Genomic DNA, 22,982 nt, shown 5'->3' with positions numbered 1-22,982 from the left:
ACCTCCGTCACGGACTAGAAAAAGAAATTCAAACATGATAAAATAATGTCTTGCAAGATAAAAAATAAGAATATCGACTACCAAACATTTATATCTTGCAAATATGAATGATAGGTGGTAAATCAACATGGAGAATTTAAATTATCAAGTATTACTTTATTATCAGTATGTACCAATCGAGGATCCTGAATCCTTCGCTACTGAGCATCTAAAGTTCTGTAAAGAGCTTGAGCTAAAAGGAAGAATCCTTGTAGCTGCGGAAGGGATAAATGGAACGGTATCAGGTACAGTAGAACAAACAGAAAAATATATGGAAGCAATGCACAATGATCCACGCTTTGCTGACATGGTGTTTAAAATTGATGAACATGATGGACATGCTTTCAAAAAAATGCATGTACGCCCACGGGAGGAAATCGTGTCTCTTCGCCTTGAAGATGATATTAATCCTTTGGAAACAACAGGTAACTACCTTTCACCAAAGGAATTCTTTGAAGCAATGCAAGAGGAAGATACCGTGGTAATCGATGCTCGAAATGATTATGAATATGATCTAGGACATTTTCGCGGTGCTATCCGACCGGAAATTGAAACATTTCGCGAGCTTCCGGATTGGATTAAGGAAAATAAAGAACAATTTAAAGACAAGAAAGTACTAACCTATTGCACAGGCGGAATCCGTTGTGAAAAATTCTCCGGATGGTTGCTGGAGGAAGGCTTTGAAGATGTAAGCCAACTACACGGCGGCATCGTAAGCTACGGAAAAGATCCAGAAGTGCAAGGAGAACTATGGGACGGACAATGCTATGTTTTCGATAACCGTATTTCAGTACCAATCAATCGGAAAGAACACGTTGTAGTCGGCGTAGATTATTTCGATGGACAGCCATGCGAACGTTACGTAAACTGTGCAAATCCTGAATGTAATCAACAAATCCTCTGCTCTGAAGAAAATGAGCATAAATATATTCGCGGCTGTACTCATGAATGTCGGGTAAGCCCACGAAACTTGTATGTAGAAGAACATGGCTTAAGCGAACAAGAAGTAGAAGAAAGACTTACTGCTATCGGCGAATCCCTTAAGCAAAAAGCTTAATATCATGATTCAAAAAAAGACGGCCTAGATGGGTCGTCTTTTTTCTCGTGGAAATAATATAAAATTTTAACGAGGAAGCAAAAGCGATGTAGTTAAATTCCGAAGTCCCAAGTAGAAGAAAAGCGTTTGTTTGGACAGGCTACAATACCATTGCTATTCTTTTACTAAGGAGGCTTGCTTATTATGAGTGTATATGAATTCAAAGCTGAAACAATTAACGGCAAGGAAATTTTATTATCAGAATATGAAGGAAAAGTTCTTTTAATCGTTAACACAGCAAGCAAGTGCGGCTTTACTTCTCAGCTAGAGGGGTTGCAAAAGCTTTACGATACGTACAATCAACAAGGACTTGAAATTCTAGGTTTTCCATGCAATCAATTCAACAGCCAGGATCCTGGATCAAATGAAGAGATTGCTGAATTTTGCCAGTTAAACTATGGGGTTACATTCCCAATGTTCAGCAAAGTTGATGTTAAAGGGAAAAATGCACATCCACTTTTCAACTATTTAACAGAGGAAGCAAAAGGTCTACTAACGAAACAAATCAAGTGGAATTTTACTAAGTTTTTAGTTGGCAAAGATGGGCAGGTTATAGATCGTTTTGCACCACAAACAAAACCAGAAGAACTCGAAAAAGCAATTCAAGACGCGTTAAAATAAAAAAGCCGCGTGACTCGATACTCTGTTTAAAAGTTTCGATTCCACGCGGTTTTCGCTTTTCCTAACTACTCTATTTTACATCAAACGATTTTTACAATACTTTATCTAGAAAGTCTCTTGCTCTGGAAGACTTCGGATCATGGAAAAAGTCTTTCGGTTTTCCTTCCTCTACTAACTTTCCTTGGTCTAAGAATAATACACGGTCTGCTACTTCTTTAGCGAAGTTCATTTCGTGTGTCACGATCACCATCGTAATCCCTGTATCAGCCAAATCTTTAATAACATCAAGCACTTCTTTCACCATTTCAGGATCAAGTGCTGAAGTAGGTTCATCAAACAACATTACTTCCGGTTCCATCGCCAACGCTCTCGCAATTGCTACCCGTTGTTTTTGTCCACCTGATAAGTGATTCGGATAGGCGCTTTCTTTGTCTGTCAGCCCAACCTTTGCTAAGAGCTTTTTCGCATTTTCCACAGCCGTTGACTTGTCTATGCCCTTTACCTTTTGTGGTGCATAAATAACGTTCTCAAGCACGGTCATATGTGGGAAAAGATGAAAGTGTTGAAATACCATCCCAATATTTTTTCTAACTTCCAGCTTATTAATTTTAGGAGATGTGATCTCGTTTCCATTCATAAATATCTCACCTGAAGTTGGAACCTCTAAAAGATTTAAACAACGCAGAAATGTTGATTTACCAGAACCTGAAGGTCCAATAATGGTTACCACTTCACCTTGTTGAACAGTAGTGGATATCTCTTCAAGGACCATATTCTTTCCAAACACTTTTGTAATCTTTTCAGCTTTAATCACTTTGACGAAGCCTCCGTTCCACTAAACTTCCTGCCACCGTAAGAATATAAACCATTACCCAGTAAATAAGGCCAGCTAAAATTAGTGGCTCAAAATTCCGGTAAATATCGGAGCCCACAATTTGCGCCCTCCGCATTAAATCCAAGTACCCGATTGTGGAAACGAGGGCGGACTCTTTTGTTAAGGTTATAAACTCGTTCATCATGGCTGGTAAGATATTTTTGAATGCTTGTGGCAGAATGATATTTAGCATCATAGGCTTATAAGGAACTCCTAACGCTTCTGCTGCTTCTGTTTGCCCCCGATCTACCGCCTGGATACCACCTCTTATAATTTCTGAAATATAAGCTGCAGAATTTAACCCAAATGTAAGTACAGCTGATAAAAATGCCGAGATATCATATCCAGTGAGCTGTGGAACAGCAAAATAAATAATCATTAATTGCAAAATAAGTGGGGTTCCACGAAACACTGATGTATAAAACACAGCAAATCCCTTTAAAAATGGTACTTTCGTTATTTTACATAATGCGAGTAATGTACCAAGTACAAACCCAATTATAATGGATATACTTACAAATTTTAATGTAGCCCCGATTCCCTTTAGTATAAAAGGAATATAAGGCACAATTTGGCTGAAGTCCAAATTCATGCCTTAACACCTCAATTCTCTGCTGTATTTTTATTCCATGTCAGAGAGCCATTTCTCTTCAAGCTCCTGTATCTTTCCTTCATCTTCAAGCTTTTCAAGTACTTCATTCACTTCTGTTACCATTTCACTACCTTTTGGAAAAGCAATTCCCATACCTGGAGAGCTTGTAGTCGGATCATCAAAGCCAATGAGTCCTTGCTCTTTTATAAACCCAGTTGCCACCGTCTTATCCATATAACCAGCATCAATTCGGTTGGAATTAAGTTCCTGAATAATCAATCCTGCATCATCTACCTTTTTCACTTCAAAACCATATTCCTCACTAAGGGTTTCTGCACCTTCCTCTTGAATGGTACCAAGCTGAACACCAATTGTTTTACCTTCCAAATCTTCAAGACTTTCAATTGCAGAATCGGATGTTGTAACAAACATTTCGCCAGAGTGATGGTATGGGGTGGAGAAGTCTACATTTTTCTTCCGTTCATCAGTTGAACTCATACCTGACATCACCATATCTACTCGATCTGCCTGCAAAGCACCAATTAATCCATCAAATTTCATATCTTCAATATCCAATTCATAGCCTAGTTCTTCTGCTATTAAATGCGCTAAATCTATATCAAACCCTTCAAAGTTCCCCTCGTTATCGCGAGATTCAAATGGAGGAAAATCTGCCGACGTTGCCATTTTTAATACTTTTTTGTCTTGCTCCGAACTTCCTGAAGCTTCATCTGATGTCCCACAAGCCGCAAGTCCCCCTGCAACTAGCATAATAAATAGTATAATTCCAATTGTCTTTTTCATTTTTTCTCCCCCTATTTCCCTTTAAATTCCTGTTGCATCGATTGATAAAGTGCTTTGTCTGTTAAGAGGTCATACCCTGTAAAGGCTAGTGATAGTGCACCATTAGCCAAGGTTTGATGCCCCTCTTCTGTTATTGTTTTATCTGCGAAGTCCTGCGTATGGGCGGTTAGCCCTTCTTCGCCAAACCCGATATATGGGTGAATTGCTGGTACAACTTGACTAACATTCCCCATATCAATAGATCCATAGCTTTGTTTTGCTGGTAAAACAGGTCCTCCACTAACTTGCTGTAAGTTTTTGTTGAATGCATCTGATAATGCTTTGTTTGTGATCATATTGTCATAGCTTAGTTCATAATTGGAAATCTCCAAAGTGGCGCCTGTCATGAGCGCTGCCCCTTTTGCGATGTTATGAACCTTTTCTACAACCTCATTTAAATAATCTCTTTCTTTCGCTCTTACATAAAATTGGGCCACAGCAGAATCGGGTACAACATTTGCTGCCTGTCCTCCCTCGGAAATGATGCCATGTATTCGGACATCGGAAGTAAGATGCTCACGTAGAGCGTTTATTCCGTTAAATAGTTGAATGACACTATCCAAAGCATTTATTCCCTTTTCAGGAGAAGCAGCTGCATGAGAAGCTTTTCCTGAATACGCGAACTGAATAGCGTCCATTGCCAAGGAATCTCCACTTGAGTATGACAGATCACTTGGATGTACGATCATTGCTGCATCAATGTCTGAAAAGATTCCCTCGTCACTCATTGGAACTTTTGCGCCATTCGTTTCCTCAGCAGGTGTTCCAAGTACAACGACGCTTCCGCCAATATGGTCAATCTGTTTACTAAGTATTACTGCAGCTCCCACACTCATTGTTCCGATTAAATTATGTCCACAGCCATGGCCGACTCCAGGCAATGCATCATACTCTGCTAAATAAGCTATTTTAGGCCCCGGTTTTTCTCCTTCGTATGTAGCTTTAAATGCTGTGGTTCTTCCAACTAAGCCAGTTTCTACTTGAAAGCCCTGTTTCTCAAGATAGTTTGTTAGTAGTTTCATTGATTCGAATTCCTGATCACCCAGCTCAGGGTTATAATATAGATGATCACTCATTTTCTGTAAGTCTTGTTTTATATAATCAAGTTCTTTAGTCAATTCATCTTTCATGGTTATCCCCCGCTGCATGTTTTTTGTATATTTATTAATCTATGTGTATATTTATACCATGATAATGTATAAAAATTCAATAGTTTTTTTATAAAAAATATATTTATTTTATTGAAAACCTTTACAGAGAAAGGTTTTCAGGGTTAAACAATGATTGAGAGACCTATTTTTTAAAATAAGAATATAGTGAATATTCTAATGGATTTCTTGCTTTAAGGTGTATAGTGAAGAGGATTCATTTAACAGTTTGGTATAATTACATGCGTAGTCTGTACTAAAAGGCTACGGGCGTTGGGGAGGAATAGGATTGAATTGTTTAGGCTGTTGCAAATAAAAAAGAAGATACTTCGATAGTTTATGAGGATACGTATGTATGCTGTATTCTCGATCACAGTCCTTATAATGAGGGGCATGTTTTAATTTTACCTAAGGCTCACTTTCGATTTTTTGATGAACTGGATGAACATACTGCAGCTTCTTTAGTTGAAGCTACAAAAAAAGTCTCTAAAGTGATCAGAGAATTGTACCGACCTGACGGAATTACTATCTGCCAAAATGGCGGGGCATTTGACGAACTTACGCATTTTCACATGCATGTTGTTCCAAGATATGAAGGACAAAACTTTGCGAAATTCTATAGTGAAGATGAAGCAAATTATATTGAGGATAGATGCAAATTAGAAGCGACGAAAAGGAAAATGGAGAAAGCATTATTGGAACTACCCTAAAAATAAAAGTCGAATGATAATCCAAAGCCTTAGCACCAGCTTTAGAACTCATTCGACTTTTAAATTAATTTTAAAAGGTTAACTCATACTCTCTTTAATATGCTTTTGCCCAATAAACCAATTCTTTAGCATCTTTCCCACAGCATACGCAAGTATCTGCTACTGTTTCTTGGTCAAACGGAATACAACGTGAAGTGGCAGTTGTTTCTTCCTTTATTTTCTCTTCACATGCAACATCTCCGCACCACATTGCTTTAATGAAGCCTGGTTTTTCTTCTAGCACTTGTTTAAATTCATCCATCGTTTTAGCAATAGACGTTTTTTCTTCACGATGCGTTTGTGCTTTTGTATATAGGTTCTGTTGAATTTCTTCCAACAATACAGGTAAGCGACTTTCCAGTTCACTTAGTGGAATAAATTCTTTTTCACCTGTATCTCTGCGTGCAAGTACTACTTGCTCTTTTTCAATATCTTTTGGTCCCATTTCAATACGTACAGGGATCCCCTTCATTTCATATTCATTAAATTTCCAGCCAGGCATTTTATCACTTGCATCAATATCAACACGTACCAGATCCTTCAAGCGATCACGTAAATCGTATGCTTTATCCAATACGCCTTCTTTATGCTGAGCGATTGGAACAATCATAGCCTGTGTTGGTGCAACTCTAGGTGGGATAACTAGCCCACGATTGTCACCATGAACCATGATCAAAGCTCCCATAATTCTAGTGGATAGTCCCCAAGATGTTTGGTGTACAAATTGGCTCTCCCCATTTTCATCTAAATACGTAATATCAAAAGCTTCTGCAAATCCAGAACCGAAATGATGTGATGTACCTGATTGCAGGGCTTTTCCATCATGCATCAGCGCTTCAATTGTCAGCGTGTAATTAGCACCTGCAAACTTTTCTTTATCGGTTTTACGTCCTTTTAGTACAGGGATGGCGAGATATTTTTCTGCCATATCAGCATATACTTCAAGCATGCGATTTGTTTCTTGCGCTGCATCCTCATCTGTAGCATGCGCCGTATGCCCTTCCTGCCAATGGAATTCAGAGGAACGCAAGAATGGTCTTGTTGTTTTTTCCCAACGCACCACATTTGTCCATTGATTATAAAGCTTTGGCAGATCTCGATAAGAATGAATATTTTTTGAGTAATAATCACAGAAAAGCACTTCCGAAGTTGGGCGGACAGCGATACGCTCTTGTAGTTTTTCCTCGCCACCATGAGTTACCCAGGCTACTTCTGGGGCAAATCCTTCTACATGATCCTTTTCTTTTTGCAACAGACTTTCTGGAATAAAGAGTGGGAACGCGACATTAGAATGTCCAGTCTCTTTAAACTTTTTGTCCAGCTCGTCTCTCACATTTTCCCAAATGGCGTAACCATATGGTTTAATAATCATTGTGCCGCGAACTTGACCATAATCAACCAAATCTGCCTGCTTCACAACATCTGTATACCATTGCGCGAAATCATCTTCCATTGCTGTTATTTTTTCCACAAACTGCTTGTTCTTTTTACCCAAGCCTAACACCTCTTTATATAAAGATATTTTAAATATTGAACACAAAAAATCCTCCATCCGAAAAGGGACCGAGGTTATGGTGGTACCACCCTTGTTTGCATCCATACTACTGATGCACACTTAAATGTATAACGGCATGACCCGCGCTCATTTTACGGTTTAAACCTTCCAATGGCGAACTCAGGAGGCAGGTTCTAATTCGTGTCAGTAGGAATTCACAGCGCCATTCCCTCTCTTGTACAGACAAACAAATTATACTAATCCTCGTCAACGTTTCGATATATCCCTAAATATAAAGGGATATGCTTGTAAAGTCAAGGTGAGAAGATGCTCTCTTCTCACCCCTTCACATTCAGGAGTTTAATGTTCGAGAGGGAGTCTCTTTTTCATATAAGGAAAAAGAGTCACCTTCCGCATGTCCCTGTCCCACATATTTGAACCCTACGTGCTTATAAAAATCATTCAAAACAGGGTTATCCGCGATACAGTCGAGTCGAAGCGTCGCCTCCCCTTGTAAATTTTCATCAAGCCACAACAGAAGATCTTTTCCTATCCCTCTTCCAGTATAGTGGTTATGTACGGCAAGGCGATGAATGTAATAAGCATTATCTTCTCTCGCTCCCCAAAGTTGAGCATCCCAGTCGTTTTGTTTATTTGTGAGATTAAAAGTAGCAACAAGTCTTTCACCATCTGTCACGATATAGGTAACACCGCGTTTAATGGAATTAATAATCTCCGCATCTTCTCCACCATCAAGTAAGAACTCCCATTGATTTAATCCATTCTCTTGCAAGCGAGTGGCAACACCTTTTAGTAATTCTGTTACTGCTACCGCATCAGAGGGAGCGGCTTGCTTTACCCTAAAAGAGTTAAACTGCTTCCCTAAAAATAATGATTCCATCTTTATTCTTCCTCCTATATGAGCCAAACTTTTCTATATAACACTTGCTCCAAGCGTATTTTCAAAATGACCAAGCGCCCATTCATGGCCAGCTTGATTAAAGCTAGCGACCGCATCCTTATGAACTACGATCTTGAACCCTTTGTTATAAGCATCCACGGCTGTATGCAACACACAAATGTCTGTACATACTCCAATAATATGTACTTCCTCAATACCGCGTTCGCGCAGCTTTAATTCTAGATCAGTCCCAGCAAACGCGCTATATCGGGTTTTATCACGATAATAAACATTCTCTTTATCCTTATATTGCTCATAAAGATTGGCTAAACTTCCATAAAGATTCCTGCCAGAGGTTCCTATAATATTATGTGGCGGAAAAAGCTTGGCTTCAGGATGTAATGCGTCTCCTTCATGATGGGCGTCAATTGCTAGCACAACATAATCTCCCACCGTAATAAACTCTTCTGTTAAGCTTACGATGTTATCCTCTATAGCTTGACCCGGTTTGCCGCATGTTAACTTCCCATCCTCTGCGACGAAATCATATGTGTAATCTACATTAATTAAAGCGCGTTTACTCATTTGGCTTCCCCCTGATTAACATGATAGATTTTAATTTTGCTAGCTTCTCCATATTTCCTCTCGGCCGCATGGTAAGTCGGACCAACGATATCCGTATAGGAAAAACCATATTCAATCGCTCTCGTAACAAAACTTTTTGCTTTTTTGACAGACTCATAAACAGAAAAACCTTTTGTTAAAAATGCTGTAATGGCTGCGGAATAAGTACAGCCAGCACCACTTGTATTGGCGGTTTCCATACGCGGGGCCTCAAACAATGTCATATTCTTTCCGTCGAATAGGACATCAATGGCAGGACCGTCCAGTCTCCCCCCTTTTACAAGAACATTTTGACAACCAAGATTATAAAGATCCACCGCTGCCTGCTTTAGTTCCCCCACAGACGTAATCCTTCTTCCATCTAATAATAAAGATGCCTCTGGTACGTTCGGTGTAATAATAGTCGCCATTGGAATCATTTTTTCCTTGAGTGCATGGATTGCCTTATCCTCAAGTAGCTTCGAATTCATCTTTCCTACCATTACCGGATCAACTACTAAATAGTTAATGTCTGCTTGTTTCACTAATCCAGACACACTCTCTATTATCTCCTCGGAAAAGAGCATCCCTATTTTTACTCCTTCCACACCTACTTGCTCGATAGCAGTTGCAAACTGTGCTTCAATGGCCTCTATTGTCTGGAGATGAACATTTTTCTTTGTCTGGGGATGCCTGGAAACAATCGCTGTAAGTACGCTCATTCCGTAGGCATCTAATTCTTGAAATGTTTTCAAATCTGCCTGAATCCCTGCACTTCCTCCTGCAGCAGATCCGGCAATGGTCATCACTCTAGCTGGTAGTTTCATCAAAAAAACCCTTTCTATCTTACTTTAGAATACCACAACGATTATAAACCAGATAATCATAACGAGCTGTATTACAACTTTGGCTACTGCTCCTCCTAAAAAGCCGAATAAGGATCCTACAGATGCAAGCAGTGCTTCCTGTGCTGTTCTCTTTTGAATCATTTCAATAATAAACACAGCAGCAAATGGGATGATAATGATACCAAACGGTGGAATAATAAACGATCCAATGATAACTGCAATCGCCGCTCCCCGCTCTCCCCATTTACTACCACCATATTTTTTCACAAAATAACTATTGGCAATAATATCTGAAACGATAAGCACAACCGTTAAAACAATCATTACCGTCCAAAAAACAGCAGTAAGCTCGTTGCTATTTAACACGAAATGATAAAGCAAAAACCCACCCCATATTACAAGCACAGAGGGGACAATTGGGAAAATAATGCCTATAAAACTTAGTATAAACAATACGCTAATAGCGATCCAAATGATAATATCTAGCATAAGTTCCTCCAGTGATTATTTTTTACGAAACATACTTGAAAGCTTCGTCTCTTCTTTTCTCCATATACGTTTATAATTTTCCATATGTTTCATAATACTCAACAAAGATAAGAACACGACGATCATGGTTGGTTCCACACCGAAAAATAAGTATGTTGTCACTAGAAATGACAGGTACATAAACAGTACTCCAACAACAAGGTAATCTGTCGTAAAGGTAAATAGAAATAATATAGCAATTCCTATCACGGCAATTTTCCAATCAATTGCCAGTAGCCCCCCAACAAGGCTGGCTGTCCCTTTTCCTCCACTAAATTTCATCGTGATAGGATAGTTATGCCCTACAATTACAAAGAGTGCCGTGACATAAACGAGTAAAATCTGAGCATCCCCATTAACACCGCTCTCTCTTATGATAAATAAAGCTAGCATTATTGCTGCTGTTGCTTTAAAAATATCAATTAATGCAACAAGAATACCGTATTTCCAACCAAGTAAAATTGTTGTATTGGAAGCCCCAGCATTCTTAACCCCACTATTTTTTATATCGACTTTCTTCATCCTGCTAACCACCTGGGAACCGTGGATACAGCCGAAAATATAACCCAGTAAACTAACAATAAAGGTTAACATATGCATTCCTCCTTTATCCCGGTGCAACTGTCCGTAAAACCCCACTGATTGAAGTTTCACTTTATTGGCCTTATTATAACGTAAATAACATAAAGAAAGAACATGAATTTTGCTCCATAATCCTCCCTCTCCAACAGCATAATGCCCTCTTTATTTGTTAGAATAAGATAAGAACTAGAAATATAGGTTGAGGGGAATAACAGCATGCGGCAGACATCTAGCATACTTAGTACGTGGCTTATTATTATCCTATTCTTCGTATTGCTTTTTACATTATATAACCAACAAAACAAAAAATATGATGACAAAGGAAAGGATGCATCCATTCCAACACAGCTTCATCCTATCGTTGAAGAGCATAAAAACAAGCTAGTGAAAGAGGCTGAGAATATAGGTATAGAATTGATTATCACGGAAACCATTCGAAGCTATGATGAACAGAACGCTCTTTATGAACAAGGGCGAACGACTGAGGGAAACATTGTTACACACGCACAAGGAGGAGAATCCTATCATAATTATGGCTTGGCCATTGATTATGCCCTCTCCGATCAGGATGGGAACCTTATCTGGGACCTTAACTATGATGGAAATGGAAACGGTGACTCTGACTGGTTCGAGGTTGCAGACATAGCAAAGGATCTCGGCTTTGAATGGGGTGGGGATTGGGAGAAATTCCAGGATTATCCGCACCTTCAAATGACGTTTGGCCTTTCAATAAGAGATCTTCAGAACGGGTTAAGACCAAAGACCGAACAGGGAGTCGAGGAAGTAGACAATTAATTCAGTGAGGATTATAATAAAATTATCTTGAATTCAAACTATTTTCCGAGTAAATATCATACACAATTGATCGAAGGAGGAAAACATATGGAACTGAAAGGTATCCACCACGTCTCAGCATTAACGGCAAACGCAGCAGACAACTACTCTTTTTATACAGAAGTGCTCGGAATGCGCCTTGTTAAAAAGACGGTAAACCAGGATGATACTTCCGTGTACCATTTATTTTATGCAGATGAGATAGGCAACCCTGGCACTGATTTGACGTTTTTTGAAATACCACGTGCAGGTACGACCTACCCTGGTGTCAGCAGTATCTCTGCAACATCTCTACGTGTTAAGGATGACAATGCTCTACAATACTGGAAGCAACGCTTCATCGAGTATAAGGTTGACCATGATGACATCATTACTGTGGGTGGCCGAAAAATTGTCTCTTTCCGAGACCCAGAAGGCCAGAGGCTTAAGTTAGTATCAGATGAAACAAACAATGGTGTAAAAGGTGGTACCCCATGGAAAAAGGGGCCAGTTCCCGTTGAAAATGCCATCATCGGACTTGGGCCAAGTCATCTCACTGTTAATGATCCAGATCCAACCATAAAGGTGCTAACAGAGGTTCTCTCCTTTAAGGAGATCGATCGTTACCCTTCCTTAGTTCAAGGTCAGCAGGATGTACGTGTCTTTTCAACTGGCGAAGGTGGCACTGGTGCTGAGGTTCATTTGGAAACAAGACCCGACCTCCCAAGAGAACGACCTGGAAGAGGGAGTGTCCATCATGTGGCATTCCGTGTAGATAACGAAGAGGAATTACAGTATTGGAAGGAACGCTTGCAAAGTGCCAGACTTCCCAACTCAGGATTAGTGGAGCGTTATTACTTTAAATCTCTTTATTTCAGAGAGCCAAATGGTATTCTTTTTGAACTAGCTACAGACGGTCCTGGCTTTACAACCGACGAAGATCCAGAACACCTAGGCGAATCGCTGGCATTGCCCCCATATTTTGAACAAGATAGGGAACGTATTGAAGCTAGATTAAAACCACTTGATATTTGAAAAACTCACATTCGCTCGTCTTTTAGCGAATGAGTATGTTTTTTCTTATACTTGGAACTCCAAAATTTTAACTGCGTCGTTATTGCTTCCTTGCTAAAATTTTATACTTTTCTAACGTGCAAAAAAAGGCTAAGGTATTTATGTTCGCCTTTAAACTTTATAAAAATATAAGAAGTCGAGCGATTTTAGATTTATCGCTCGACCTTTTACTTATCGTCCCTTATTACTCTCCTGGAAATAGAATATTGTGCTGTTTTCTTGCTTCAGACGTCCATTTTGCAACCTGTCTGCTTCGTTCTAGTCCTGCCGCGTGTTCCTCAAGGTTTTGTTCCTTTACCATCTTAACGAAGGCTTGGGCTTCATAAATCATGTCTAATTGCTCCTGCCTTTCAGCTAATTCTGTTGTCTCTTTTGTTTTTCTATCATAAAAGGACAGCTGTTCGATTGGTGCCACATGATCCATTCTTAAGGCACCATCTTCCCCATGAATTTCAGATGGTGCAGTCCCTTGGGCTATTTTTGAACAGAGGATGGTGACAACAAATTCGTTATAGCTTAGTACAAGGGTGCCACTTCCATCCGTTCCGTTCGACAGCAGGACAGGAAAATAGTTAATGTTATTCGGTTCGCCAAACAAGTCTAGTGCCAAACTTAGCGGGTAAACGCCTAGGTCCATTATTGCGCCACCAGCAAACTCTTTGGAAAACACATTAGGTGCTTTTCCTTCTTTAAAGGCATCATATTTAGAAGAATACTGTACATATTGCAGCATCACACTGCGAACCTGACCAACTTGAGCCAACTGATCTTTTAACTTCTTATAATTAGGGGAATAAAGATGACGAAATCCTTCAAATACAAAGACGCCCTTTTCCTTTGCTGTCTCCTGTACATGATTCCACTGTGATTCATTCAAGACCATTGGTTTTTCACAAAACACATGTTTACCATTCTCCATACACATAATCATATGCTCATAATGCATTCTGTTCGGTGAAGCAATATAAATAAAGTCGGATTCTTCGTCCTGTAGCATAGCTTCCAAATTAGAAAACCACTGTTTCGCTCCGTTTTTCTCCGCGAATGCTTTAGCACTTTCCTCTGTTCTAGAATAAACAGCATGTAGTTCAGCAGATCCTGACTGTTTTGCTGCGGCTATAAAGGATTCTGTTATCCAGCTTGTACCTATTGTTGAAAATTTCATTTTTATCATTTCTCCTCTTCTTTTTCTTCTTGGTTATCCTCTTTGTTGCTATCCTCACCAGGTAATGGATCAACTTCATGTTTGTATGCATACCCTTTTGAAATGGTAAACAGCGATAAAAGCAAAACAATTGCCACTACAGCGACCATCACAATAATAACAATAGTAAATGTAGACAAATTGCCCCCTCCATTTCTACGCCTTTTCAAATGGCTTGATGATACCGTAAATAGCTTTTGTGTATGGCAGATTAATACCTGTCTTTTCAGCTAACCGGATTGCGCCACCATGTAGATGTTCTAGCTCAAGATGAAGGCCTTTTCTTCGGTCTTGGTGCATAGAGGAGGTTGCTTCAGCCTGAAGTGTGATCAATTTCTTTTCCGCCTCTTCAATATGCTCATCTTTTAATTCTGCTCCATATGCATTTGCTAGCTGCTTCATTTCTTTCAGCAATTCTTTGGCAATCTGAAACGTCTTTGGTTGTTCTCTTATTTCTCCAATAGCAAGATTCGTAGCCGTAGTAATACCAGAAAAGGCATTGATAAATGAATATTTCTTCCAAAGTTCCTCAAGGATATTCTCGCTATTTATAGCATGAAAATTCGCCTTAGTAAACAGAGCTTGGAGTTTTTCGCATATTTCTGTTTGCTCCGTATATAGCGGACCAAAAATAAGGTCATGAAAGTCACTTGAATGGATCACATGTCCACTATTATCCAATGTTGCGATAATAAACGACAAGCCTCCGAGTACAGCTTTGTTCCCCAAATGCTTTTGCAGAAGTTCAATATGTTCTATCCCATTTAATACAGGAAGCACATAAGCCCCTTTATTGGAGAGCACTCTTAGTGGCTCAAGGATACCATCTAAGTGATATCCTTTCACGCCTGCTAATACTAGGTCTGCTTCAGGAATGTTATTTGGATCGGTCGTTACATTTGGATTTTTAATAGTGTAATCACCTTTTTGGCTTGAAATTCGCAAGCCATGCTCCTTCAGTTGGACTGCTCTCTTTTCTCGTACCAAGAAGGTTACTTCTGCCCCTGCCTCGTGTAATCGTGCCCCAAAATATCCACCCAATGCTCCGGCTCCCACTATCACAACTTTCAAAAGTATTCCCCCTTTGTTTAATCTCGTTCCACTCTTTCTATCGTACCTTGTCCTTAACTATGTTGTCTATAATAGCCTTTTAAATCAACGTCATCAGTTTCAACCAAATGTTGGGAAAATGAAAGCATACGGAACAATACACTAGTATGTTTTTGTCTCTGACACTCTAACTTACTTATTTGCACTATACGCCAGTTAATTATAAATAATCAAAATATACTGGGTTTGAAACGTTCTTGTAATACCTTTAACATAATTATATAAGTGCTTTTCATTAAGTCAGCCAATTCTCGGTAATTTTTTTTACATATAAGGGGTGATGTTTTTCCTAGGAGCAAAGTCACGCCTTGAATGGTTACCTTGTATATATGGCTTAATAAAAGAAAAGCATGCTTGGAAAATAAAAAATAGGAGGTCAATAGAAACAATATGAAGAAAATTATACTTACTAGTTTATTAGGTTTAATATTAATCGCTCTGGCTGCCTGTGGCTCAGAAGATGAAGGTGCGAGTGGCGATGGTGGCGACAGCGATAGTAATGGTGGAAAACTGGAAGAATTACAAGAAGCAGGAACGGTTACAATTGGCTTTGCCAATGAAGAGCCCTACGCTTATGAAGAAGATGGTGAACTAAAAGGTGCAGCAGTAGATATTGCAGAGGCTGTATTTGCGGAACTAGGTATTGATAACATGGAATCACAGCTTTCTAATTTCGATTCTCTTATTCCTGGACTGCAAGCAAATCAATTTGATGTCGTGACAGCTGGAATGGCTATTACACCGGACCGCTGTGAACAGGCAGCCTTTGGTGAACCGGAAATGGTGTATGGTGAAGGCTTGGTCGTACAGGCTGGAAACCCACTTAATATCCAAAGCTACCAAGACATCGCGGACAACCCGGACATCCGAGTATCTGTAATGTCTGGTGCAACAGAAGTAGGTTATCTTGAAAGTGTAGGGGTCAGTGATGATCAAGTAACTCCTGCCGATGATATTCCAGCAACCTTTTCTGCCATCCAAGCGGATAGAGCTGATGTTACAACGGCCACAGAAATGACACTTCGCATGGCGGTGGAAACTGCTGGGGATGATCTTGAGTTTGTTGATAATTTCGAGCAGCCTGATATCGAAGGGGTACCAAGCTATGGCGCAGCTGCATTCTCTAAGGATAATACCGAATTAAGGGATGCATATAATGAAAAACTTAAAGAACTGAAAGAAGATGGAACTGTTGCCGAGTTGCTTGAAGCAAATGGGTTTGACCCGGAAAGCAATATGGCTGAAGCCGGAGAAATCACAACTGAATCAGTTTGTAGCGGAGAAAATTACTAATCATAACAAAAAAATTAAAACTGCTTTATTCAGTCCAAAGAATAAACTGAGCGTTTCACATCTTCTAGATGACGAGACTCCATAGGGTCTTCCTCCCGCCAAGGGGGGCCAGATCCTATGTTTTTCTATGTTGACTACTATGAAAAGGAGTGATTCCAATTAGTGTATTTACAGATATATTTCCATACCTTATGCGTGGGATTAATATAACTCTCTCTGTCCTTATCGCCTCTGCGATTTTAGGTTACCTGATGGCATTTATAGCAGGTCTTTGCCGTCTATCTTCTAATGTATTCATTCGCAAGGCTACCGGATTCTATATTGAATTATTTCGTGGCACCTCACTAATCGTTCAATTATTTTGGCTCTACTATGCTGTTCCCATGCTTTTTGACATTCAGCTTGGCAGTAATTGGCTTGTTGGGGTTGTTGCCATTGCGCTGAATTATGGTGCCTATATGTCAGAAATTGTAAGGGGATCTATTCTTTCTGTTGCCAAGGGGCAGACTGAAGCCGCAACAGCACTCAACATGTCTAGCTTTCAGCGTATGCGGCTTATTATTTTACCACAGGCCGTGCGCATGATGTTACCAGAGTTCGGAAATTATTTAATTCAAATGCTAAAAGCAACATCCTTAGTGTACTTAATTGGAATGAACGATATATTATACTACGGAAACATTCTACGAAGTAATGACTTGTCACAAGCTCCAACCGTGTACTTACTTCTTTTAGTCTTCTACTTTATTCTAGCGTTACCAATTATCTGGCTAACGCGCAAAGCAGAAGTTATTTCCAAGAAAGGAGTGGCTAGCTAATGGATAATTGGAGTTGGGATATATTTTTTGACGCCTTTCCTGTTGTATTGGAAGGACTGGGCATTACCGTTGGACTAACATTTGCCTGCTACTTATTTTCACTCATATTCGGCTTTGTGTGGACCTTTTTACGAAGAATACCGTTTAAGCCTTTGAATTGGATTGTGACATGGGTAATGGAATTCATTCGTTCTACCCCACCTTTGGTACAATTATTCTTTATTTACTTTGCATGGCCAATGGTCCCTGTCGTGGGGATGACTCTGTCGCCATTTACTAGTGCTGTACTCGGCCTTGGACTACACTTCAGTACTTACATTGGAGAAGTATACCGATCCGGAATTGAAGGAGTTGATAAGGGACAGTGGGAAGCTTCACAAGCTCTAAATCTCTCTACAAGGCAAAAGTGGTTAAAGGTTATTTTGCCACAGGCAATCCCTCCAACCATTCCCATGCTTGGAAACTACTTAATTATTATGTTTAAAGAAGTTCCACTTGCCTCCACGATTGGCGTAGTAGGAATCCTTCATATGGCGAATAGTTATGGCGCACAATATTGGGCATATTTGGAGCCTTTAACAATTGTTGCGATTTTATTCTTAGTTTTAAGCTATCCTTCTGCTATTCTAATAAGTAAGCTAGAAAAAAGAATGAATCGACGTTTTGATAAAAAAGAAACTTTAAATAGTAGTAAAGGAGCGACAACTTAAATGACAGAGCCAATTGTAACATTTCAGGATGTGCACAAATCCTTTGGGGATGTAGAAGTATTAAAAGGGATTAATCTTGATATTAAGCCCGCTGAAAAAGTGGCAGTAATTGGACCAAGTGGTTCAGGGAAAACTACCATTATCCGCATGTTAATGACATTGGAAAAACCAACTTCCGGTGATATTATCGTCGACGGGAAAAACCTATGGAAGATGGATAAGAATGGACAGCTTGTTGACGCAAATGAAAAGCATTTGCGTGAAGTGCGCGGAGATATCGGCATGGTTTTTCAGCATTTTAACCTTTTTCCACACATGACTATTTTAGAGAACTGTATGACCGCACCAATCCATGTGAAGAAGGAAAATAAACAGACAGCGAAACAACACTCTATCCAGATGCTTGAAAAAGTTGGACTTGGAGATAAATTAGATAATTATCCAAGCCAGCTTTCCGGTGGACAAAAACAGCGAGTTGCCATGGCCCGTGCTTTAGTTATGCGCCCGAAGGTCATGTTGTTTGATGAGGTAACCTCTGCTTTGGATCCGGAACTTGTCGGAGAAGTACTCGAGGTTATTCGGGATATTGCAAAAGAGGGAGAAATGGCCATGATCCTCGTTACACATGAGATGGATTTTGCTCTAGATGTTGCAGATAAGGTCTTGTTCCTTGATGAAGGTGTTATCGCAGAGCAAGGAACAGCAAGTGAAGTTATTGAACATTCCAGTAACGAGCGACTACAAAGCTTCCTTAAGCGCTTTAGAGCTTAACTCTAGTTAGTATTATTTGGTACGAAACATTTCTTAACATGTAAAAAAGCTTTGGAATCTGCTATTTAGCAGTCCAAAGCTTTTTTAATAATAAGATGCCCTATTACTTATGCATCTTCTCCGATAATTTTAACTTCACGTTCTAGCTTAACGCCAAACTTTTCATCGACTGTCTCTTGCACGTGATGAATTAAAGCAATATATTCACTTGCTGTCGCTCCATCTTTATTTACAATAAAGCCGGCATGCTTCAGGGACACTTGCGCCCCGCCAATCTGTTTCCCTTGCAAAGCGCTATCTTGAATTAACTTACCTGCAAAATAGCCAGGGGGACGCTTAAATACACTTCCACAGGACGGGTATTCCAATGGCTGTTTTGACTCACGTTTAAACGTTAAATCGTCCATAACGTCCTTAATTTGTTCATACTCGCCCTGTTGAAGTGCAAAGGTTGCTTCAAGTACAATATACTTCTTTTCTGGGATGTTACTTGTGCGATAATCCATCTCTAATTCCCCTACTGGCAGTGTCAGCAAATTACCTTCCGGGTCTACCACTTTTGTACTGACAAGGACATCTTTTATCTCCCCGCCGTAAGCACCAGCATTCATAAACAGCGCACCGCCAACCGAACCAGGTATCCCACAGGCAAATTCAAGTCCGCTTAGCCGACGCTCCAATGCTTCTCTTGATACATCAATAATCCTTGCGCCACTCCCTGCGACAATGGTGTTTGAAGTCGTTTGAATTGAGCTGAGTTTTTTTAGGTTCATGACTATCCCACGGATGCCACCATCTTTTACAATTAGATTGGATCCGTTTCCTAACAACGTAAAAGCTACCATTTCGCTGTTAGCCAGCTTTACGATAGCCTGCACTTCTTCATATGTTTCCGGTGTAACAAGAATGTCCGCTTTTCCACCGAGTCGCGTATACGTATGGTTACTTAACAATTCATCTACCATGACATTTTGCTTGTTCGTTATTTCTATTAGCTTTTCATATATGGGATGATTAATCATCTGTATCATTCCTTTGAAGTTATTCCGCATGCCGCAGCACCTATTTCATTTTAAGTTATTGAACACGATCTTTCCATAGAAAAGAATGGATAAGTTGGTCGACCTGTTGATTTTCATGCAATCCACTATGCCCAAGACTCTTATCCTCTATCACAATCTCTTCAAGCTGTTCCTTTGGGATGATCTGACGCAAGGATTTAAGGCTTTCTGGCACCGCTACCTTATCCCCTGTACTCCCAATGCTTAAGACACTGATATCTTCAGGGAATGGCCGTTCACGCAACATTTCCAGCGCAGCCGATCCAGGTATAAGATCTGTAGCGGCAGGACCATGGTTTACTTGAAAATAGCCCTCGCTGTAAATTCCATCAAATGGACTAGCGATAGCCACAAATTTATCAACCTTCGGATATAGTTCTTTATCATTATATTGTTTCAAGAATTCAAGTGACACTATACCACCCATGGAATGCCCAACTAAATTAACGTTTTCCACATAATAGTGCTGCTTCATATGCTTTAGAACAGAGGCAAACCAGGCAGCACTTTGAGTAAAGCCTGCGCGATTATCTTCGAATACAACTTGGACAAGTGGCGGCTCTGATCTCCCTTTGCTTAAATTGCGTGTACTGATTTCACCATTGGCAGAAACATAGTAAATTAACGCCCTATTTCCCCAGTTATATTTGTCCTCAAATCGATCAAGCATGAAGCCAAACGAGTTAAAGGTCCCCTTATAGCCATGCAGAAAAACCGTTGGCTTGGTTGTACTAATATCAGGCTTTCGTTCAGATTGATAACCCAATGAGATCATTCCCAACAAGACTATAAAGCCTACAGTTAGCCTTGTAATATTTTTTCGGTTCAAAGAGTATCCCTCATCTTTCACAGTTGTACCTTAAGTATACCATTTTCGCCCTATTTCTGTCCCTGACACACCAAATTATTCGTAATTTAGATGAATTTCGCGTCCTTATTGGTAACTCTTTCTAACACAACGCCTCTATTGAAACATCTCTTCAATCGCGTGAAAGGTTGGCTTCTGATCGGAATAAGTAGCAATATTGGAAAAGCCAATTGATTGGAGCAACTCTAAAGCATCCCTAAATCCGTAAGCAACTGTTGTTTCCATATGAGAGTCAGAGCCTAAAGTAATGATTTCTCCCCCACACTCCTTATAAAGTTTTAATATATCTGTGCTTGGCATTCCACTGTTTAGCCCATAACGAAACCCTGATGTGTTTAATTCAATCCCTTTTCCGTCTGCAATAATTCTCTTGAAAATTTGTTCTAATAAATCGTGAAAATCAAGCTTACTCTTTTGCTCTGTATACCTTTTGACCAAGTCAATGTGACCCAACACGTTATAGTCCTGAAAATGGGTTATACAATCGAGCAACTCTTCATAGTAAAGCTGATATGCCTCTTCCACCGTTTTACCAGCAAAGAAACTCCCTGAATGAAGGTCTTTTTGCTCAGACGTATGCATGGAACAAATAATAAAGTCAAAGCGGTTCGCTGCAATAAGTTCTTCATAGCGGGAAAGAAGATGTGGTTCGACCCCAATTTCCACACCTTTCTTAATACTAATGCTTTCCCCGTAATTCTGTTTCATTTCCTTTAGCTTTTTCTCATATTGATTGAGATCAAGCTCAAATGAAATAGTTGGATCAGGGTAGTCGAAATCAACATGCTCGGTAAAACAAATTTCCTTAAGTCCCTTATTAATCGCAGATTCGATCGTTTTCTCCATTGGCGTAGAGCAATCAGCCGAGAAATTGCTGTGTATATGGTAATCAAACATTAAAATCTTCTCCTTTTGGTTGACTTTTCTAACTATACTACTTACAATACTATATAACTTTACTAAGATAAAGCGATAAAGCGATAAAGGATATAAAATATTTTGATTTATCAAGGAAGACGTAGAGCGCACGTATTAAAGAGCTAAGGGAAGTCGCCTAGTTTTTGCCGCTCGGAGTTAGACAAAGAAAGGAGTATTGTCATGCCATCCTATCAAATTGGTTCAGCGAAAGCGGAATATAATGCAGATGGATTTAAACGAAGAGAAACCTTGATCACCCAATTTAAAAATCGTTTTTCTACTTACGGATATGAACAAATTAGGACATCTACTTTTGAATCCTATGATCTTTATTCAAAGCTTACTGGTACTGTAAACAAAGACGATATGGTAAAGGTTATTGATTCTTCCGGAAAGGTTCTTGTTATGAGGCCGGATGTTACCATTCCCATAACGCGAATGGTTGCCGAAGGTGGGATGCCGGAAGAAGAGTTGCGTTACTTTTACATTCAAGATGTTTTTAGAAGTACAGCCAGTACTGGTACAAAGGAAAGTACGCAGGCTGGGGTCGAATGCTTGGGTAATAACCGGCCTGAAACAGATGCCGAGGTAATTATGCTTGCGATTCATAATTTAAAGGAATTAGGGTTCTCCAACTTTAAAATAGAAATAGGCCATGCTGGATTCTTTAAATCATTAATTGCTCCAGCAGGATTGAACCCTTCGGAAATAGAACAGCTACAATCGTTGATTCAGTCAAAAAACATTGTAGAAATGGTACCATTTCTTGAACAATTATCTTTAACAGAAGATCTGCGCGAAGCCATGCAAGCTATTCCCATGCTCTACGGGACACCGCGGGAAGTCATGCAACAGATTTCAGATAAGCTATTAAATGAAGAGATGCATAAAAATCTTAATAACCTATCAGAGATTGTGGATATATTAGAAGATTACGAGGTTGGAGAACATATCGTCTTAAATCTTGGACTAATCAACAACATGAATTATTACTCAGATATCATTTTCCAAGGATTTGTTGAACAGGTCGGACACCCCCTTCTCATGGGAGGTCGCTACAATCATTTAGGAGACCAATACGGTGTTGACCTGCCTGCTATTGGATTTGCTATGGAAGTGGATTTACTACAGGAAGCGCTAGTGCAAAAAGGCCAGATAAGTGAAGTAACGATGGTGCCACAGCTTATCATGACCTATGAAAAGAGCAAGCAGAAGGAAGCATTCCAAACCGCACAGTTTCTACGCGAGGATGGTTTTACCGTTCGCATTTTTCCTGAATCATCTGCGGTTACCCAAAAGCCTATAGACATAAAAATCACTCTCAGTGAATCTGTAAATACGATAACAACTGAAGAAGACACACAAACATTTCGTAACTACCAAGCACTTTTAGACATTCTGAAGCAAAACGGAGGTAAGTAAG

26 protein-coding genes and 1 other annotated feature are annotated in these 22,982 nt (G+C 39.7%); of the genes, 10 read left to right on the top strand and 16 right to left on the bottom strand.

The features are described from left to right. Positions 1-127: 127 nt before the first annotated feature. Positions 128-1,096: an oxygen-dependent tRNA uridine(34) hydroxylase TrhO gene (trhO, locus tag BN988_RS12420; protein ID WP_036577112.1), complete on the top strand. Its 969-nt coding sequence runs from the start codon at positions 128-130 to the stop codon at positions 1,094-1,096. A gap of 183 nt (positions 1,097-1,279) precedes the next feature. Further along, positions 1,280-1,756: a glutathione peroxidase gene (locus BN988_RS12415; protein ID WP_187120249.1), complete on the top strand. Its 477-nt coding sequence runs from the start codon at positions 1,280-1,282 to the stop codon at positions 1,754-1,756. A gap of 91 nt (positions 1,757-1,847) precedes the next feature. Here the strand turns inward: BN988_RS12415 and BN988_RS12410 are convergent, their stop codons facing one another. Genes BN988_RS12410 through BN988_RS12395 form a run of 4 tightly spaced genes read right to left on the bottom strand, consistent with a single transcriptional unit; the run spans position 1,848 to position 5,195 of the window. After that, complete coding sequence (locus tag BN988_RS12410) at positions 1,848-2,570, bottom strand: amino acid ABC transporter ATP-binding protein (protein ID WP_036577111.1); 723 nt, start codon at positions 2,568-2,570, stop codon at positions 1,848-1,850. After that, positions 2,563-3,222, bottom strand: coding sequence for an amino acid ABC transporter permease (locus BN988_RS12405; RefSeq protein ID WP_036577110.1), 660 nt, complete (start codon positions 3,220-3,222; stop codon positions 2,563-2,565). The genes BN988_RS12410 and BN988_RS12405 overlap by 8 nt, the downstream gene beginning before the upstream one ends. A 30-nt stretch (positions 3,223-3,252) precedes the next feature. After that, entirely contained in the window at positions 3,253-4,026 is a 774-nt protein-coding gene (locus BN988_RS12400) for an ABC transporter substrate-binding protein (protein ID WP_051557926.1), read from the bottom strand. An 11-nt stretch (positions 4,027-4,037) separates the two neighbouring features. Further along, positions 4,038-5,195, bottom strand: coding sequence for a M20 family metallopeptidase (locus BN988_RS12395; RefSeq protein WP_036577109.1), 1,158 nt, complete (start codon positions 5,193-5,195; stop codon positions 4,038-4,040). Positions 5,196-5,545: 350 nt separating this feature from the next. Between BN988_RS12395 and BN988_RS12390 the strand changes: the two genes are divergently transcribed. Beyond that, the gene (locus BN988_RS12390) at positions 5,546-5,923 is read left to right on the top strand and encodes an HIT family protein (protein WP_081779440.1); all 378 of its coding nucleotides are present in this window, start codon (positions 5,546-5,548) and stop codon (positions 5,921-5,923) included. Positions 5,924-6,017: 94 nt separating this feature from the next. On the opposite strand, the gene proS is transcribed toward BN988_RS12390, so the two are convergent. From proS to BN988_RS12360, 6 genes are all read right to left on the bottom strand, one after another. Further along, complete coding sequence (gene proS / locus BN988_RS12385) at positions 6,018-7,457, bottom strand: proline--tRNA ligase (protein ID WP_036577108.1); 1,440 nt, start codon at positions 7,455-7,457, stop codon at positions 6,018-6,020. A 60-nt stretch (positions 7,458-7,517) separates the two neighbouring features. Beyond that, positions 7,518-7,737: a binding site (T-box leader), on the bottom strand. Positions 7,738-7,809: 72 nt separating this feature from the next. Beyond that, positions 7,810-8,358, bottom strand: a complete 549-nt coding sequence (locus BN988_RS12380; protein WP_036577107.1) for a GNAT family N-acetyltransferase — start codon at positions 8,356-8,358, stop codon at positions 7,810-7,812. A 33-nt stretch (positions 8,359-8,391) separates the two neighbouring features. After that, the gene (locus tag BN988_RS12375) at positions 8,392-8,943 is read right to left on the bottom strand and encodes a cysteine hydrolase family protein (RefSeq protein ID WP_036577106.1); all 552 of its coding nucleotides are present in this window, start codon (positions 8,941-8,943) and stop codon (positions 8,392-8,394) included. Further along, on the bottom strand, positions 8,940-9,788 hold the full coding sequence (thiD, locus tag BN988_RS12370; RefSeq protein WP_036577105.1) for a bifunctional hydroxymethylpyrimidine kinase/phosphomethylpyrimidine kinase: 849 nt from the start codon (positions 9,786-9,788) through the stop codon (positions 8,940-8,942). The genes BN988_RS12375 and thiD overlap by 4 nt, the downstream gene beginning before the upstream one ends. Positions 9,789-9,812: 24 nt before the next feature. Further along, the gene (locus BN988_RS12365) at positions 9,813-10,298 is read right to left on the bottom strand and encodes a DUF456 domain-containing protein (protein WP_036577104.1); all 486 of its coding nucleotides are present in this window, start codon (positions 10,296-10,298) and stop codon (positions 9,813-9,815) included. Between the two features lie 15 nt (positions 10,299-10,313). Next, complete coding sequence (locus tag BN988_RS12360) at positions 10,314-10,931, bottom strand: glycerol-3-phosphate acyltransferase (protein ID WP_036577103.1); 618 nt, start codon at positions 10,929-10,931, stop codon at positions 10,314-10,316. A gap of 204 nt (positions 10,932-11,135) precedes the next feature. Between BN988_RS12360 and BN988_RS12355 the strand changes: the two genes are divergently transcribed. Together BN988_RS12355 and BN988_RS12350 are read left to right on the top strand one after the other, a co-directional pair. Continuing rightward, positions 11,136-11,714 (top strand): M15 family metallopeptidase, encoded by a 579-nt coding sequence (locus tag BN988_RS12355; protein WP_036577102.1) that lies wholly within the window; start codon positions 11,136-11,138, stop codon positions 11,712-11,714. A gap of 87 nt (positions 11,715-11,801) precedes the next feature. After that, complete coding sequence (locus tag BN988_RS12350; RefSeq protein ID WP_036577101.1) at positions 11,802-12,767, top strand: ring-cleaving dioxygenase; 966 nt, start codon at positions 11,802-11,804, stop codon at positions 12,765-12,767. A 223-nt stretch (positions 12,768-12,990) separates the two neighbouring features. Here the strand turns inward: BN988_RS12350 and BN988_RS12345 are convergent, their stop codons facing one another. The 3 genes from BN988_RS12345 to BN988_RS12340 are packed head-to-tail and all read right to left on the bottom strand — an operon-like array spanning position 12,991 to position 15,072. After that, the gene (locus BN988_RS12345) at positions 12,991-13,971 is read right to left on the bottom strand and encodes a Gfo/Idh/MocA family protein (protein ID WP_036577514.1); all 981 of its coding nucleotides are present in this window, start codon (positions 13,969-13,971) and stop codon (positions 12,991-12,993) included. A gap of 5 nt (positions 13,972-13,976) precedes the next feature. After that, the gene (gene ytzI, locus BN988_RS18695) at positions 13,977-14,150 is read right to left on the bottom strand and encodes a YtzI protein (RefSeq protein ID WP_081779439.1); all 174 of its coding nucleotides are present in this window, start codon (positions 14,148-14,150) and stop codon (positions 13,977-13,979) included. 16 nt (positions 14,151-14,166) lie between these two features. After that, positions 14,167-15,072, bottom strand: a complete 906-nt coding sequence (locus BN988_RS12340; RefSeq protein WP_315970424.1) for a ketopantoate reductase family protein — start codon at positions 15,070-15,072, stop codon at positions 14,167-14,169. Between the two features lie 438 nt (positions 15,073-15,510). Between BN988_RS12340 and ehuB the strand changes: the two genes are divergently transcribed. From ehuB to ehuA, 4 genes are all read left to right on the top strand, one after another. Further along, a complete protein-coding gene (gene ehuB, locus BN988_RS12335) occupies positions 15,511-16,413 on the top strand; it encodes an ectoine/hydroxyectoine ABC transporter substrate-binding protein EhuB (protein ID WP_036577099.1) in 903 nt (300 codons plus the stop codon). Between the two features lie 191 nt (positions 16,414-16,604). Continuing rightward, on the top strand, positions 16,605-17,231 hold the full coding sequence (locus BN988_RS12330) for an amino acid ABC transporter permease (protein ID WP_036577513.1): 627 nt from the start codon (positions 16,605-16,607) through the stop codon (positions 17,229-17,231). Next, positions 17,231-17,941 (top strand): ectoine/hydroxyectoine ABC transporter permease subunit EhuD, encoded by a 711-nt coding sequence (gene ehuD / locus BN988_RS12325; RefSeq protein ID WP_036577098.1) that lies wholly within the window; start codon positions 17,231-17,233, stop codon positions 17,939-17,941. The genes BN988_RS12330 and ehuD overlap by 1 nt, the downstream gene beginning before the upstream one ends. After that, a complete protein-coding gene (gene ehuA / locus BN988_RS12320; RefSeq protein ID WP_036577097.1) occupies positions 17,942-18,712 on the top strand; it encodes an ectoine/hydroxyectoine ABC transporter ATP-binding protein EhuA in 771 nt (256 codons plus the stop codon). Positions 18,713-18,819: 107 nt separating this feature from the next. Here the strand turns inward: ehuA and murB are convergent, their stop codons facing one another. From murB to BN988_RS12305, 3 genes are all read right to left on the bottom strand, one after another. Next, on the bottom strand, positions 18,820-19,764 hold the full coding sequence (gene murB, locus BN988_RS12315) for a UDP-N-acetylmuramate dehydrogenase (RefSeq protein WP_231495235.1): 945 nt from the start codon (positions 19,762-19,764) through the stop codon (positions 18,820-18,822). A gap of 25 nt (positions 19,765-19,789) precedes the next feature. After that, a complete protein-coding gene (locus tag BN988_RS12310) occupies positions 19,790-20,602 on the bottom strand; it encodes an alpha/beta fold hydrolase (RefSeq protein ID WP_036577095.1) in 813 nt (270 codons plus the stop codon). Between the two features lie 135 nt (positions 20,603-20,737). Continuing rightward, entirely contained in the window at positions 20,738-21,538 is an 801-nt protein-coding gene (locus BN988_RS12305; protein WP_036577094.1) for a histidinol-phosphatase HisJ family protein, read from the bottom strand. Positions 21,539-21,739: 201 nt separating this feature from the next. Between BN988_RS12305 and hisZ the strand changes: the two genes are divergently transcribed. Further along, a complete protein-coding gene (gene hisZ, locus BN988_RS12300; protein ID WP_051557922.1) occupies positions 21,740-22,981 on the top strand; it encodes an ATP phosphoribosyltransferase regulatory subunit in 1,242 nt (413 codons plus the stop codon). The last annotated feature ends 1 nt before the right edge of the window (position 22,982 follow it).

The sequence above is a fragment of the Oceanobacillus picturae genome (assembly GCF_000612865.1).
Taxonomy (GTDB): domain Bacteria; phylum Bacillota; class Bacilli; order Bacillales; family Amphibacillaceae; genus Oceanobacillus_B; species Oceanobacillus_B jordanicus.
This window is presented reverse-complemented; position numbering and strand designations above follow the sequence as displayed.

Coding starts and splice junctions, on each gene's coding strand:
- trhO (WP_036577112.1), top strand. CDS start 128: ATGGAGAATTTAAATTATCAAGTATTACTTTATTATCAGTATGTACCA.
- BN988_RS12415 (WP_187120249.1), top strand. CDS start 1,280: ATGAGTGTATATGAATTCAAAGCTGAAACAATTAACGGCAAGGAAATT.
- BN988_RS12405 (WP_036577110.1), bottom strand. CDS start 3,222: ATGAATTTGGACTTCAGCCAAATTGTGCCTTATATTCCTTTTATACTA.
- BN988_RS12400 (WP_051557926.1), bottom strand. CDS start 4,026: ATGAAAAAGACAATTGGAATTATACTATTTATTATGCTAGTTGCAGGG.
- BN988_RS12395 (WP_036577109.1), bottom strand. CDS start 5,195: ATGAAAGATGAATTGACTAAAGAACTTGATTATATAAAACAAGACTTA.
- BN988_RS12380 (WP_036577107.1), bottom strand. CDS start 8,358: ATGGAATCATTATTTTTAGGGAAGCAGTTTAACTCTTTTAGGGTAAAG.
- BN988_RS12375 (WP_036577106.1), bottom strand. CDS start 8,943: ATGAGTAAACGCGCTTTAATTAATGTAGATTACACATATGATTTCGTC.
- thiD (WP_036577105.1), bottom strand. CDS start 9,788: ATGAAACTACCAGCTAGAGTGATGACCATTGCCGGATCTGCTGCAGGA.
- BN988_RS12365 (WP_036577104.1), bottom strand. CDS start 10,298: ATGCTAGATATTATCATTTGGATCGCTATTAGCGTATTGTTTATACTA.
- BN988_RS12360 (WP_036577103.1), bottom strand. CDS start 10,931: ATGTTAACCTTTATTGTTAGTTTACTGGGTTATATTTTCGGCTGTATC.
- BN988_RS12355 (WP_036577102.1), top strand. CDS start 11,136: ATGCGGCAGACATCTAGCATACTTAGTACGTGGCTTATTATTATCCTA.
- BN988_RS12350 (WP_036577101.1), top strand. CDS start 11,802: ATGGAACTGAAAGGTATCCACCACGTCTCAGCATTAACGGCAAACGCA.
- BN988_RS12345 (WP_036577514.1), bottom strand. CDS start 13,971: ATGAAATTTTCAACAATAGGTACAAGCTGGATAACAGAATCCTTTATA.
- ehuB (WP_036577099.1), top strand. CDS start 15,511: ATGAAGAAAATTATACTTACTAGTTTATTAGGTTTAATATTAATCGCT.
- BN988_RS12330 (WP_036577513.1), top strand. CDS start 16,605: ATGCGTGGGATTAATATAACTCTCTCTGTCCTTATCGCCTCTGCGATT.
- ehuD (WP_036577098.1), top strand. CDS start 17,231: ATGGATAATTGGAGTTGGGATATATTTTTTGACGCCTTTCCTGTTGTA.
- ehuA (WP_036577097.1), top strand. CDS start 17,942: ATGACAGAGCCAATTGTAACATTTCAGGATGTGCACAAATCCTTTGGG.
- murB (WP_231495235.1), bottom strand. CDS start 19,764: ATGCGGAATAACTTCAAAGGAATGATACAGATGATTAATCATCCCATA.
- BN988_RS12305 (WP_036577094.1), bottom strand. CDS start 21,538: ATGTTTGATTACCATATACACAGCAATTTCTCGGCTGATTGCTCTACG.
- hisZ (WP_051557922.1), top strand. CDS start 21,740: ATGCCATCCTATCAAATTGGTTCAGCGAAAGCGGAATATAATGCAGAT.